This is a genomic window from Cellulomonas oligotrophica, assembly GCF_013409875.1.
GTDB classification, from domain to species: domain Bacteria; phylum Actinomycetota; class Actinomycetes; order Actinomycetales; family Cellulomonadaceae; genus Cellulomonas; species Cellulomonas oligotrophica.
In genome coordinates this window covers 3791803-3805132 of the sequence record NZ_JACCBK010000001.1, presented here as the reverse complement: position 1 = coordinate 3805132, position 13330 = coordinate 3791803, and the positions used below count along the sequence as shown (strand labels likewise).

Genomic DNA, 13330 nt, shown 5'->3' with positions numbered 1-13330 from the left:
GAGGCCGAATTGCGTGATCGCCGCGCTTTGCTATGTGGTCGCGCGTCCAGGCCTCTGACCTGCGATCTCATCGACTTCTCATCGTCCGCATCGTGAGATGAGCGCGGGGTCCCCGACAGGTCGAGGCAACCCCGGACGCAGCGCGACCGCCGGACGGGTGACCCGTCCGGCGGTCGCGCGGGGGCTCGCGTCAGCGCCGCCCGACGAACCAGCCGCGCAGCATGTCGACCCGCTGCTGGATCTCGTCCGGGGCCGCCAGCGCCACCTCCGGGCCGCCGCACCGGCGGCGCAGCTCGGCGTGCACGGTCGCGTGCGGCTGACCGCTGCGCCGCGCCCACGCGCCCACCAGCTGGGCCAGCTCCTTGCGCAGCGCCGCCTGCTGGCGGTGGTCCATCTCCGGCTTCGGCGGCGGCTGCTGCGCCGCACGGCGCGCCCCCTGCTGGTCGGCCTGGCGCTGGCGCAGCAGGGTCGTCACCTGCTCCGCGTCCAGCAGGCCCGGCAGGCCCAGGAAGTCCAGCTCCTCGTCCGAGCCGACCTCGGCCCCCGTGCCGAACTCGCCGCCGTCGAACAGCACGCGGTCGAACGACGCCTGCGCCTCGAGCGCCTGGAACGCCCCCACGACGCCGTCCGCGCCCACCGTGTCGGCCGTGCGCCGCTCGGTCTGCGCGTCCAGCAGCAGCGACGCCTCGAGGTCGTCGCCCTCCTTCGTCGGCCGGTCCAGCGCGTGGTCGCGCTCGACCTCCATCGTCGAGGCCAGCTCGAGCAGCGTGGGCACGCTCGGCAGGAACACCGACGCCGTCTCCCCGCGGCGGCGGGCACGCACGAAGCGCCCGACGGCCTGCGCGAAGAACAGGGGCGTCGACGTGCTCGTGGCGTACACGCCGACGGCCAGGCGCGGCACGTCCACGCCCTCGGACACCATCCGGACCGCGACGAGCCAGCGCGAGTCGCTCGCGGCGAACTCCTCGATCCGGTCGCTGGCCCCGTCGTCGTCCGACAGCACGACCGTCGGGGACGTGCCCGTGATCCGGGCCAGGTGGCCGGCGTAGGCGCGCGCGTCGGTCTGGTCGGTCGCGATGACCATGGCACCCGCGTCGGGCACCGCCCGCCGGACCTCCGTCAGCCGCCGGTCCGCGGCCTGCAGGACCGACGGGATCCACTCCCCCTCGGGGTTCAGCGCCGTGCGCCACGCCTGCGCCGTCATGTCCTTGGTCAGCGGCTCGCCCAGCCGCGCGGCGATCTCGTCGCCCGCCTTGGTGCGCCAGCGCATCGAGCCCGAGTAGGACAGGAAGATCACCGGACGCACGACGTGGTCGCGCAGCGCCTCCCCGTAGCCGTAGGTGTAGTCCGCCACGGAGCGCCGGATGCCCTGGCCGTCCGGCGCGTACTGCACGAACGGGATCGGGGCCGTGTCCGAGCGGAACGGCGTCCCCGTCAGCGCGAGCCGGCGCGTCGCCCCCTCGAACGCCTCACGGACCGCGTCGCCCCACGAGAGCGCGTCGCCGCCGTGGTGCACCTCGTCGAGGATCACCAGCGTCGGCTCGGCACCCGTGCGCGCCGCGTGCAGCGCCGGCTTGCTCGCCACCTGGGCGTACGTCACCGCGACGCCGTCGTACCCGGCGCCGTGCCGCCCCTGGGCGTTGGTGAACCGCGGGTCCAGGCGGATGCCCACGCGGGCGGCCGCGTCGGCCCACTGCTTCTTCAGGTGCTCCGTCGGGGCGACCACGGTGACGCGCCGCACCACCCGGGCCTCGAGAAGCTCGGTGGCGATGCGCAGCGCGAACGTCGTCTTGCCGGCGCCCGGCGTCGCGACCGCGAGAAAGTCGCGCGGGGCGCGCGTGCGGTACTGCTCGATGGCCTCCGCCTGCCAGGCCCGCAGGCTCCCCGCCGCACCCCAGGGCGCGCGCGCCGGGAACGCCGGCGGCAGCTGCGACGCCGCCGACGACGACGGGTGCTGGGGGGTGTGGGTGGGAGCAGGCAGGGACGTGGGGCGCCGTGCCGCGCTCACGCGCCGCCCGAGCCGGAGCCCTTGCCCCGCCCGAAGCCGAAGAAGCCGCGACCTCCGCCGCCACCGCCCGCCCCGTCGGAGCCGCCCTCGCCGTCCTGCGGCTCGCGCAGCCCCTCGTAGATCTCCTTGCAGACCGGGCAGACCGGGAACTTGTTCGGGTCGCGGCCGGGCACCCAGACCTTGCCGCAGAGCGCGACGACCGGCTTGCCGGACATCGCGGACTGCATGATCTTCTCCTTGCGCACGTAGTGCGCGAAGCGCTCGTGGTCGCCCGGCTCGACCTGCTCCTCGGACTCCGTGCGCTCGAGGACGGACGTCCCCGAGCGGGTGTCCGGGCCGAACGGGTCGTCGGGCCCGGAGGGCTGCGGGGTCGGCTCGCTCATGGCCGACATGCTACGTCGCGCCCCGCGCCGGGAGGGTCCACGACCCTCCCGGCGCGAGCCCCCGGCGGCCCCCTGCCTCCCCCCGCACCCTGGCATCCTCTCCCCTCAGATCGTCTGCCAGGACGGCTTGTCGGCCCACGTCTGCCGGTAGTGGTCGGCCAGCTGGAGCCGGCTCGCCGCGGCGTCGTCGACCAGGACGGTCACGTGCGGGTGCATCTGCAGCACCGAGCCCGGCCACAGCGCGGTCACCGGCCCCTCGACGAGCTGGTGCACCGCCTGCGCCTTGTGCCTGCCGGTCGCGACGAGCACCAGGTGCCGGGCCTCCAGCACGGTGCCCAGGCCCTGGGTCAGGCAGTGCGTCGGCACGGCGTCGACGTCGCCGTCGAAGAACCGGGCGTTGTCCTCGCGCGTCTGGCGCGTGAGGGTCTTGATGCGCGTGCGCGAGGCCAGCGACGAGCCCGGCTCGTTGAACGCCACGTGCCCGTCGGTGCCCACGCCGAGCACCTGCAGGTCCACGCCGCCCGCGTCGGCGATGGCACGCTCGTACGCGGCGCAGGCCGCCGGCAGGTCCGCCGCCAGGCCGTCGGGGCCCTGCACGGCGTCCGACGGCAGGTCCACGCGCGAGACGAGCTCGGTCTCGATCACGGTGCGGTACCGCTGCGGGTGGTCCGCCGGCAGGCCCACGTACTCGTCGAGCAGGAACCCGCGCGCCCGGGCGAACGACAGCCCGCGCTCGGCGTGCCGCCGCGCCAGCTCGTCGTACACGGCCAGCGGGCTCGAGCCCGTCGCCAGGCCCAGCACGGCGTCGGGGCGCGTCACGAGCAGCCGCTCGACCGCGTCCGCCGCGAGCTGCGCCAGCCGCGCCACCGGCGCGATGACGACCTCCATCAGTCCACCTCTCCTCGTCCCACCAGGGCGGCGCCGACGGCGCCGACCGGCACGTCCGGCGGCGCCAGGCGCAGCCGGTCGGCCACGCGCAGCGACGCCAGGAACGGCGACGCGCGCGACTCGTCCTCCAGCACGGCGCGCACGGCGCCGAGCAGCGGCTCGCCGAGCCGGGCGACGCCGCCGCCCAGCACGACGCGGTCCACGTCGCAGGTCAGCACGAGCACCCGCACGGCCGACGCGACGGCCCAGGCGAACCGGTCCCGGACGGCGCGGGCCTGCGCGTCGCCAGCCGCGGCGGCCTCGAACACCTCCACGGGCGAGGGCCTCCCGGTGCGAGAGGGCCACGCGGCGTCGAGCGCGCTGCCGGACGCGTACTGCTCGACGCACCCGCGCTGCCCGCACTTGCACGGCAGCCCGTCGGGCACGAGCGTCAGGTGCCCGACCTCGCCGGCCGCACGGTGCGCGCCGCGGCGCAGCCGCCCGTCGAGCAGCAGGCCCGCGGCGACCCCGGTGCCGAGGGCGAGGAACGCCAGGTCGCGCCCCGTCCCGGGCGGGGCGGGCACGGCGTGCTCGGCACCCAGCACGGCGACGTTGAGGTCGTTCTCCAGGTGCACGCGCCCCGGCAGGCCGAGGACGTCGGCGACCGCGTCCGCGAGCGCGAACCGGTGGGTGACGCCGACGTTGACGGCGTGCTCGACGCTGCCCGCGCCGGGGTCGACGACGCCGGGCACGCCCACGCCGACGCCGACGAGCGCGGCCGGGGGCACACCGTGCTCGGCGGCGAGCGTGCGGACGGCCGTGGCGACGGCGTCGACGAGCCCGTCGGGCCCCGGCACGGTGGGGGCGCGGTGGGTGCCGACGAGGGTGGCGTGCGGGTCGAGCAGCGCGGCGAGCACCTTGGTGCCGCCGATGTCGACGCCGACGGACCAGCCCGGTGCGACCGCGGCGGGCACGGCAGGTGCGCCCTCGTCCGCGAGGGTCGTGGTGCGCATCGCTCAGCCCTTGACCGCTCCGGAGACCAGGCCCCCGGTCATCCGACCCTGCACGAGCAGGAAGAACACGATCACCGGGACGGCGACGAGCACCGAGCCGGCCATGAGGGCGCCCCAGTCGGTGGCGCGGGTGGCCTGCTGGAAGGTCCGCAGCCACACCGGCAGGGTCATCGACTCGGGCCGCTGCATGATGATCAGCGCCATCATGAACTCGTTCCAGGCCTGCAGGAACGCGAACACCCCGGTGGCGACGAGGCCGGGGGCGAGCAGCGGGAAGGTGATGGCCCAGAACGCGCGCCCGCGGGAGCAGCCGTCGATCATCGCGGCCTCCTCGAGCTCGACGGGCACGCCGGCGACGAACCCCCGCAGGGTCCAGATGGTGAAGGGCAGGACGCCGGCGAGGTACACGAGCCCGAGCCCGAGGACGGTGTTGAGCAGGCGCCACCCGTCGACGAGCTGGAAGACCGAGATCATCATGGCCTCGCCCGGGATCATCTGGACGACGAGGATCGACAGGACGAACGCGCGGCGCCCGCGGAACCGGAAGCGCGTGACGGCCAGGGCCCCGACGAACGCGCAGAGCATCGAGGCGACGAGCACCCCGAACGTCACGGTCAGGGAGTTGCCGAGCGCCGGCAGGAACGGGGAGCGCTCCTGCTCGAAGATCGCGGTGCCGTAGTTGCGCAGCGTCGGCTCGTCGGGCCACAGGTGCAGGCGGGGGCCGATGATCTCGTCCGTCGGCAGGAGCGAGGTGTTGAGCATCCAGTAGACGGGGAAGGCGAAGGCGGCGGACACGACGAGCGCGACCAGGCCCCAGCCCCAGGTGGCGGCGCGTCGGCGCAGCGGGGGCCGGCGGACGGCGCCGGGCGGTGCGGGGCGCAGGGCGCGCGCGGCGGCGGTCGCCACGGGCGCGGCGGGTGCGAGGCTCACAGGTCCCCCTCCTCCTTGACCGTCGCGCGCACGTAGTACGCGGAGATCACGAGCATGATCACGGTGAAGAGCACGGCGATGGCGCTGGCGGCGCCGTAGTGCCCCTGACCCATCCCCATCTCGTAGATGTAGACGCCGAGGGTGCTCGTCTCGGACTTGATGCCGCCGATGCCCTGCAGGACGTAGATCTGCGTGAAGACCTTGAGGTCCCAGATCATCGACAGCACGATCAGCACCGTGTAGATGGACCGCACGAACGGCACCTGGACGCGGAAGAACCGCTGGGCGGCGCTCGCGCCGTCGAGCTGGGCGGCCTCGAGCACCTCGCCGGGGACCTGCGAGAAGCCCGCGTAGAGCGTGAACGCGACGAACGGGACGGCGCCCCAGACGATGACGAGGCTCGCGACCGCGAAGAACTGCAGCGGGTCGATGAGCCACGAGTGGCCCATCCAGCTGGTGCCCGTCGCGGCGGTGAGGAGGTGGTTGACGACGCCGTACTGGGTGTCGAAGATCCAGCCCCACACGAGCATGGCGGCGAGCGGGGGCATGGCCCAGGCGAGCAGCAGCCCGACGGACAGCACGAGGCGCATGGCGCGTCCGAGCCGGGCCAGCAGCAGCGCGAGCAGCGTGCCGACGGTGATGGTCACGACGACGCAGACGACCATGAGGCCGAAGCTGCGTGCGGCGACGGACCAGAACCGGGCGTCGGTGAGGGTGTCGGTGTAGTTGGCCAGGCCGACGAACTCGGCGGGCACGCCCATGAGCTGGGCGCGCTCGTACTCGTGCAGCGACAGCCACAGCATCCGCACGAGCGGGTAGCCGGTGATGACGGCGAGGGCGAGCAGGCTGGGGGCGAGCAGGAGCCAGGGCAGCAGGCGCCCGGTGCCGATCGCGCGGGAGGCCCGCGGGACGGGGGCGGCGCCGGGGGGCGCGGCCTGCAGGGTCGTGGAGCTCATCGGTGTCCTTCGCGTGGGACGCCTCGGCGCGCGCCGGGCCCCGGGTGGTGCCGGGGCCCGGCGTGCGCCTGCGGGCGCGGGTCGGGTCAGCCGTTGAGGATCGACTCGATGGTGGCGTCGAGCTCGGCGGCGATCTCCGGGACGTCGCCGCCCTGGGCGATCTGGACGAGCGCGTCCTGGATGACCTTCTGCGCCTCGACGTCCCCCCAGCGCGGGGACGCCGGGGTGAGCCGGGCGTTGGCCGCGGCGGTCGCGGCGGCCTGGGTGATCTCGTCGTCGGGCAGCGCCGAGGCGAGCGAGACCTTGGCGGGGATGAGCCCGTTGCCCGCGAGGATGGTCTGGTACTCCTCGGAGAGCATGATCTCGAGCGCGGACGTCGCCAGCTCGGGGTGCTCGGAGCGTGCGGCGACCGCGATGTTCGAGCCGCCCGCGAAGACCTCGGCCGCGCCGCCGTCGGCGCCGGGCAGGGCGAACGCGTGCAGGTCGGACCCGTAGGTGTCGGGGCAGCCGGGCACCTCGGCGTCGGCGGGGGCCACGACGGACCACTTCACCCAGCTCGGTGCGGACAGGAACGTGGTCGCACCCTCGCAGAACGGCACCTGCAGGTTGGTCTCGTCGCCGTCCTTGGGGGCGTTGGACGCGTTCTCGAAGAGGTCCTGGACCTGCTCGAGCCCGGCGATCCCGCCCTCGGAGGAGAAGCCGGCCTCCCAGGTGCCGTCGTCGCCCTGCTCGGCGACGAAGCCGCCGTTCTCCCACACGAAGGGCAGCATGTTGTACCAGTCCTGGCCGGGGAACCAGACGCCGGAGTGCTCGTCGGTCCGGGCGGCCTTGGCGGCCTCGACGTACTCGTCGAGCGTCGTGGGGACCTCGGCGTCCCCGAGGATCTGCTCGCTGTAGAACACCACGCGCGAGCCGGCGTAGTAGGGGGCCGCGTAGAACGTGTCCTCCCAGGTGCCGACCTCGACGAACCCGGGCAGCAGGTCGTCGCCGCCGAGGTCCTCGCGGACGTCGTCGAGCGGGGCGAAGAAGCCGGCGGACGTGAACGTGGGGGCCTGGGTGTTGCCGACCTCGACGACGTCGGGGCTGTCCGAGCCGGACAGCGCGGTGGTGAGCTTGTCGACGAGGCCGTCCCAGGCCTGCTCCTCGATGACGAGGGTCGAGCCGGGGTTCTCCTCCTCGAAGGTCTCGACGAGGAGCTCGCGCGCCTCGTCGGGCGTGTCGGTGCCGACGAGCCAGACGCGGATCTCGGCGCCCTCGGCGTCGTCGGTCGCGCCGCCGCCGGTCGAGCCGGACGAGCACGCCGTGAGCACGAGCGCCGCCGCCGCACCGACGGCCGCGAAACGTAGGATCTTCACGTTGGGGTTTCCTCCCATGAGCGAGGCTGCCGTCGTTGCGACGGCGCCGGGGGGTGCACTTCCGACCTGCAGGACGGCCGGCTCGGGGTCGTCACGTGATCCCGAGCTGGCCCTGGAGGACGAGGACCGCGGCACCTGCCAGTGCCGCGTCCTCGTCCGACGCCGCCGCGCGCACCCGCAGGTCGTGCCCGATCACGGGCATGGTGCGGTCGCGCACGGTGGCGAGCGTCGCCTCCCGCAGGGGTCCGTCGAGCAGCTCCGGCGGGCCGGAGAGCAGGACCTCGGCGAGGTTGAGCGCGCTGACGACGGGTGCCAGGGTCCGCCCCAGCATCCGTCCGACCGACGCCAGCGCGGCGTCGGAGTCCTCGGGGCCCAGACCGGCCGTGCGCCGGCGCAGGGCCGGGGCGCTCAGGACGGTCTCGAGGCAGCCGCGGCGCCCGCACGCGCACGGCTGCGGGGTCTCGCCGGGCGTCGTCTCGTCGACGACGGTGACGTGGCCGATCTCGCCGGCCGCGTGCCCGCGTCCGCGCACGAGGGCACCGTCCACGACGAGCCCGGCACCGACGCCCTGCCCGACGGTGACGGTCATGGTGCTGGCGGCCGCTCCCCCGTAGGTGTGCTCGCGCAGGGCCCGGGTGTTCGCGTCGTTGGCCACGTGCACGGGCGCGTCGAGCAGGGCGGCGAGGTGGGCGGCCAGGGGCACCCCGGACCAGCCGCGGTTGGGCGCCTCGAGCACGACCCCGGCGTCGTCGATGACCCCCGGGGAGGCGATGCCCACGCCGATGACGGGGCGCTCGGCCGCGGCGACGAGCGCCGCGCACAGCCCTTCGACGGTCGCGACGGCGGCGTCGCCGGTCCCTCCCTGCCAGGGCGCCGAGCGGCGCGTGACGACGTCGCCGGTGAGGGTCATGACGGCGCCGCGGGCGGTCTCGTCGTCGGTGAGGTCGACGGCGACGACGGCGTGGTCGGTGCTGCGCAGCCCCACGAGGGTGGCGGGCTTGCCGACCTTGCCCTCGGTGCGCACGCCGAGCTCGGCGACGAGCCCCTCGGCGATGAGAGCGGCGACGAGGTCGGACACGGTCACGCGGGTCAGCCCGGAGCTGCGGGCGACGTCGGCGCGCGACGAGGGGCCGTGGTGGAACAGGTGCCCCAGCACGAGCGAGCGGTTGTGCGCCCGGGCGTGCTCGGGCAGCACCTTGGTCGTGGGGCGCAGCGCGCGCCCCACCCCCTGCCTCGGCGCCGCGGCCGGCCTGGTCCCTGTCGTCACGTTTGTTAGTAGACCTTCCTTACAAATCGCCCGTCAAGACCCGAACGTGACCGTGATCACCTTGTGACCGGACGTTCACAGCGCCGAATCGCGACCGACCACGGGCCGTGACAGAAGGGCGTCGTAGCAGGTCAGCGCCCTGCTGGCAGCACAGGACGAGCCCGTCGCCCCGCGGCCTGCAGCCCGACCCCCGCCCGGTGGCACGCGGGCCGCCGGGACCACCACCCCTGTGCACGTGCACAGGGGGCCGTCGAACCTCACGCAACTCTCATCCCACGAACCACCCCGAACCGGACGAACCGCCCTAGTGTCGCTGCTGGTCACGAGGCACCCCACGGGTGTCACACGCGGCCGTCCCAGTCCGACGGCGCTCGCCGCCCCCTCCGACGAGAGCAGACATGAGCACACCTGTCGCACGTCCCGCCCGGTTCCGCCCGAGCGCACGACGCCTCCCCAAGCCGGTCGCCGTCGCGATCGCCGTGGCGTTCGCGCTCCTGACCACCGTCGCGGTCGCCCGCGTCACGTTCGCGGCCTCCGACCCGGTCGACACCACCTCCTGGTACACGATCACGAGCCGCAAGAGCGGCCTCGTGCTCCAGGCGCAGGGCACCTCCGCCGGCTCCGGCCTCACGCAGGCCGCCGCCACGGGCGCCACGTCGCAGCAGTTCCGCTTCGCGACCGCGTCGGGCGGCACCTACCGCCTCATCAACCGCGCCTCCGGGCTCGCGGTCACCGTGCCGTCGGGCAGCACCGTCACCCAGGCCGCCGACACGAGCGCCACCAACCAGCGCTGGAAGACGCTTGTCCAGAGCGACTACGTGCGCCTGGCGACGACCACCGGCACGGTCCTGCAGATCACGGGCGCCTCGACGAAGGCCGGCGCCGCGATCCAGACCGGCACGGACGGCAAGTCCTACCACCAGCAGTGGGAGATCAAGCGGGTCGGCGCCGCGACCGGCGGCACCACGCCGTCGGCCACGCCCAAGCCGTCCGCGTCGGCCTCCGCCACCCCGAAGCCGAGCGCCTCGGCCTCCGCCACGGCCGCGCCCGCCGCGGGCTCGTTCGCCAAGTGGCCCACCGCCACCGGCCAGCAGAAGGTCACGGCGACCATCAAGATCTCGGGCACCCGGGACATGGGCATGGTCCGCTACTACGGCCTGTCGTCCGGCGACCAGACCGAGGGTCAGCCGCCGATGTTCCAGCTCGAGAACGGCGCCGTCCTCAAGAACGTCATCCTCGGCGAGGGCGCGGCCGACGGCGTGCACTGCCTCGGCACCTGCACCCTCGAGAACGTGTGGTGGGAGAACGTCGGCGAGGACGCCGCGACCTTCAAGGGCACCTCCGCCTCGCAGACCATGACGGTCAACGGCGGCGGCGCGCGCTCGGCGTCGGACAAGACGTTCCAGCACAACGGCCCCGGCACGTTCGTCATCAAGAACTTCCAGCTGCAGGACTTCGGCAAGCTCTACCGCTCGTGCGGCAACTGCTCCAAGCAGTACGCCCGCACGGTCAAGGTCGAGAACGTCCTGATCACGGCGCCCGGCAAGTCGCTGGTCGGCATCAACTCCAACCTCGGCGACAAGGCCACGCTCTCCGGCGTGACGATCGTCGGCGACTCGTCGAAGAAGATCTCGATCTGCGACGAGTACAAGGGCGTGACCTCCGGCGAGCCGAGCAAGATCTCGTCCGGCCCGAGCGCCGCGTGCGGCTACACCGCCTCCTCGATCACCTACAAGTGATCGCGCTCCGTCACCCGGCGGCGTCGGCCCAGCCGAGCGCACCCGGGTGACGGACGGAGCGCGCTGCGGTCAGCACCGCTGACCGCAGCGCCTCCACCGGGCCGGCACCGCCGGCCAGCGCGGCACCGACCGCGCCGTGCAGCACGTCCCCGGCCCCGAGGGTGTCGACCACCTCGTCCGCCGGGACCGACGGCGGCCGCACGTCCTCCCGCACGACCCCCGTCGGGCCGGTCCGGCGCACCCGGACCGGCCCGGCGCCGGCGGAACGCGCCACCGTCACGGGCCCCAGGCCCGCCACGACGTCGAGCAGCGCGTCCACCGCGGCCGCACCGTTGCCCGCTCCGAGGGACTCCCCCGCGGCACCCGCCGGGACGGTGAAGACCGCCGACAGCACCGCGTGGTCCACGACCCGGAGCAGCCGGTCCAGACCCGGCTTCCAGCTCCCCCCGTCGAGCAGCACGGGCACACCCCGCTCCCGCGCGGCACGCGCGAGCGGCACCGCCGCGCCGAGGTGGTGACCGTCGACCAGGACGCACGTGGCGCCCGCGAGCGCGGCGGGCAGCACGGACGCAGCCGCGCGGCCGAGCAGGTCGGCCGGCAGGCCCGTGCCGTTGGCGGAGGCGACCGCCCGCTCCCCCGTGCCGGCCGTGACGAGCACCGTCGAGACGGGCAGCTGCCACCCGGCGGCGTCCGCGACGCCGTCGAGGAGGTCGACGACCGTCACCCCGCGGTCCGCGAGCCCGGCCCGGGCGGCCGCGGCGACCGGGCCGGCGCCGAGCACGGTGACGAGCGTGGCGGGCACGCCGAGCGCGACGGCCGTGGCCGCGGCGTTCGCGGCGGGCCCGCCGAAGGCGACGTGGCCCGCGAGGGCGGTGACCTTCTCGTCGGCGCCCGGGACCCGCTCGACCACCTGGACGACGTCGAGCGTCGTCAGCCCGCAGCACACCAGCCTGGGATCCACGTCGCCATCCTCCCCCGGGCACCCCGGCGTCGAATCGTTTCACGGGCTCGCCCGCACCCGCGCGCGGCTGCTGCACTGCTCGAGCAGGGCAAGAAAGCGGTTTCTGACGCCGTTCCGCCCGGTTCCCCGGTCGTCCGGCGCGCACCGCACCCCGCGGGCACCCGTCCGCGGGCCGCACGGGCGAGGAGGAACCATGCAGCAGCACCCGAGACCGCGGCGCCGCTGGCGCGCGGTCGTCGGCGCCGTCGTCGCCGCCGTCCTGGCCGCCGGCGTCGGCGTGGGCACGGCCGTGGGCGCACAGGCCGCGACCGTCGACACGAGCACCTGGTACGTGCTGGTCAACCGGCAGAGCACCAAGGCCATGGAGGTCGCCGGCTGGTCCACCGCCGACGGCGCCGTGGTCCAGCAGTGGGCGCGCAACGACGGCGCCTGGCAGCAGTGGCGCTTCGTCGCCGCCGGCGACGGCTGGTACCGGCTGGTCAACCGGCACTCGGGCAAGGCGCTGGACCTGTGGGAGTGGAGCACCGCCGACGGTGCGTCGTTCCGGCAGTTCACCGACCTGAACGCCACCAACCAGCACTTCCGGCTCTCCGACTCCGAGGGCGGTCGGGTCCGGCTGCTCAACCGGCACTCCGGCAAGGCGGTCACCGTCACCGACCGGTCCACGGCCGACGGCGCCACGATCACCCAGCTGACCAACCTCAACCAGTACAACCAGCAGTGGCAGCTCGTCGCGGTCGGGTCGGTCGGGTCGAGCCCCGGCACCGGCTTCCCCGCGTGGCCGACCGCCACCGGGCAGGTCGACGTCTCGGCCACCATCGCGATCTCCGGCACGCGCGACATGGGCATGGTCCGGTACTACGGGCTCGGCGACGAGGGGCAGGACGAGGGGCAGGACCCGATGGTCCGGCTCGCCGACGGGGCCGTGCTCCGCAACGTGATCCTCGGCACGGGCGCCGCCGACGGCATCCACTGCACGGGCACCTGCACGCTGGAGAACGTGTGGTGGGAGGACGTCGGCGAGGACGCCGCGACGTTCCGCGGGACCAGCGCCTCGCAGACCATGACGGTCGTCGGCGGCGGGGCGCGCCTGGCCTCGGACAAGGTGTTCCAGCACAACGGCCCCGGCACGTTCGTCATCCGGAACTTCCAGGCCTCCGGCTTCGGCAAGCTGTACCGCTCGTGCGGCAACTGCTCCACGCAGCACGCCCGCACGGTCCGGGTGGAGAACGTCCAGGTCACCACGCCCGCGTCGTCGCTCGTCGGGATCAACTCGAACTACGGCGACCGCGCCACGCTCACCGGCGTCACGATCGTCAACGACGCCTCGCGCAAGGTCGTGGTGTGCGAGGAGTACCGCGGCGTGACGTCCGGGGAGCCGACGAAGATCAGCTCGGGGCCCAGCACCGCGTGCGGGTACTCGACGTCCGCGATCACCTACCGGTGACGGGGGCCTGACCCCCGCCACCGACCCGCGGCCGTGCACGGTCGACGACCCACCACGTCGTCGCGCCGAGCACGGCCGCGGCCGTCAGCACCGACGCCCACGGGCCGACCACGTCGGCCGCCAGGTGGGACGCCACGAACGCGACCAGCGCGACGGCCACGACCAGCACCGTGCGCGCCGGGCCGACCCGCGGCCACGCCCGGACGACGCACCAGGCGCCCGCCGCGAGCAGCACCGCACCACCCAGCCAGCGCAGGCCCGTGACCTGCGCCGCCGCGAAACCCAGCACCAGTCCTGCCGCCGCCACCACCCACACCGGTCCTCGCACGCCCCCACGGTACGGGTGCCCCGACCGACGTCCCGTGCACGGGGTGCCGCCGGGGTCCTACGGTGAGGCCTGACCG

General features: G+C 74.5%; 12 protein-coding genes. 2 read left to right on the top strand and 10 right to left on the bottom strand.

Annotation, left to right across the window (positions count from 1 at the left end; genetic code table 11):
* Positions 1–190 precede the first annotated feature (190 nt).
* From BKA21_RS17435 to BKA21_RS17400, 8 genes are all read right to left on the bottom strand, one after another.
* Positions 191–2008: a DEAD/DEAH box helicase gene (locus BKA21_RS17435; protein WP_140460219.1), complete on the bottom strand. Its 1818-nt coding sequence runs from the start codon at positions 2006–2008 to the stop codon at positions 191–193.
* Positions 2005–2391 carry a DUF3039 domain-containing protein gene (locus BKA21_RS17430; protein ID WP_140460218.1) on the bottom strand — a complete coding sequence of 129 codons (387 nt, stop codon included), beginning with the start codon at positions 2389–2391 and terminating at the stop codon, positions 2005–2007. The genes BKA21_RS17435 and BKA21_RS17430 overlap by 4 nt, the downstream gene beginning before the upstream one ends.
* Before the next feature lie 105 nt (positions 2392–2496).
* The gene (gene nagB / locus BKA21_RS17425; RefSeq protein WP_140460217.1) at positions 2497–3279 is read right to left on the bottom strand and encodes a glucosamine-6-phosphate deaminase; all 783 of its coding nucleotides are present in this window, start codon (positions 3277–3279) and stop codon (positions 2497–2499) included.
* Entirely contained in the window at positions 3279–4271 is a 993-nt protein-coding gene (locus BKA21_RS17420; protein WP_140460216.1) for an ROK family protein, read from the bottom strand. The genes nagB and BKA21_RS17420 overlap by 1 nt, the downstream gene beginning before the upstream one ends.
* 3 nt (positions 4272–4274) lie before the next feature.
* The gene (locus BKA21_RS17415; RefSeq protein ID WP_373308189.1) at positions 4275–5201 is read right to left on the bottom strand and encodes a carbohydrate ABC transporter permease; all 927 of its coding nucleotides are present in this window, start codon (positions 5199–5201) and stop codon (positions 4275–4277) included.
* On the bottom strand, positions 5198–6157 hold the full coding sequence (locus BKA21_RS17410; protein WP_140460215.1) for a carbohydrate ABC transporter permease: 960 nt from the start codon (positions 6155–6157) through the stop codon (positions 5198–5200). The genes BKA21_RS17415 and BKA21_RS17410 overlap by 4 nt, the downstream gene beginning before the upstream one ends.
* 86 nt (positions 6158–6243) lie before the next feature.
* Positions 6244–7530: an extracellular solute-binding protein gene (locus tag BKA21_RS17405; protein WP_140460214.1), complete on the bottom strand. Its 1287-nt coding sequence runs from the start codon at positions 7528–7530 to the stop codon at positions 6244–6246.
* Positions 7531–7603: 73 nt separating this feature from the next.
* A complete protein-coding gene (locus BKA21_RS17400; RefSeq protein WP_140460213.1) occupies positions 7604–8779 on the bottom strand; it encodes an ROK family transcriptional regulator in 1176 nt (391 codons plus the stop codon).
* Between the two features lie 398 nt (positions 8780–9177).
* Here BKA21_RS17400 and BKA21_RS17395 point away from each other — a divergent pair, with 398 nt between their 5' ends.
* Positions 9178–10518, top strand: a complete 1341-nt coding sequence (locus BKA21_RS17395) for a pectate lyase (protein ID WP_140460212.1) — start codon at positions 9178–9180, stop codon at positions 10516–10518.
* A 10-nt stretch (positions 10519–10528) separates the two neighbouring features.
* Here BKA21_RS17395 and BKA21_RS17390 read toward each other — a convergent pair whose 3' ends face one another.
* Positions 10529–11479 (bottom strand): PfkB family carbohydrate kinase, encoded by a 951-nt coding sequence (locus BKA21_RS17390; RefSeq protein WP_140460211.1) that lies wholly within the window; start codon positions 11477–11479, stop codon positions 10529–10531.
* Between the two features lie 193 nt (positions 11480–11672).
* Between BKA21_RS17390 and BKA21_RS17385 the strand changes: the two genes are divergently transcribed.
* The gene (locus BKA21_RS17385) at positions 11673–12926 is read left to right on the top strand and encodes a pectate lyase (protein WP_140460210.1); all 1254 of its coding nucleotides are present in this window, start codon (positions 11673–11675) and stop codon (positions 12924–12926) included.
* On the opposite strand, the gene BKA21_RS17380 is transcribed toward BKA21_RS17385, so the two are convergent.
* The gene (locus BKA21_RS17380) at positions 12913–13254 is read right to left on the bottom strand and encodes a hypothetical protein (protein WP_140460209.1); all 342 of its coding nucleotides are present in this window, start codon (positions 13252–13254) and stop codon (positions 12913–12915) included. The two genes, BKA21_RS17385 and BKA21_RS17380, sit on opposite strands and share 14 nt — an antisense overlap.
* Between the last annotated feature and the right edge of the window lie 76 nt (positions 13255–13330).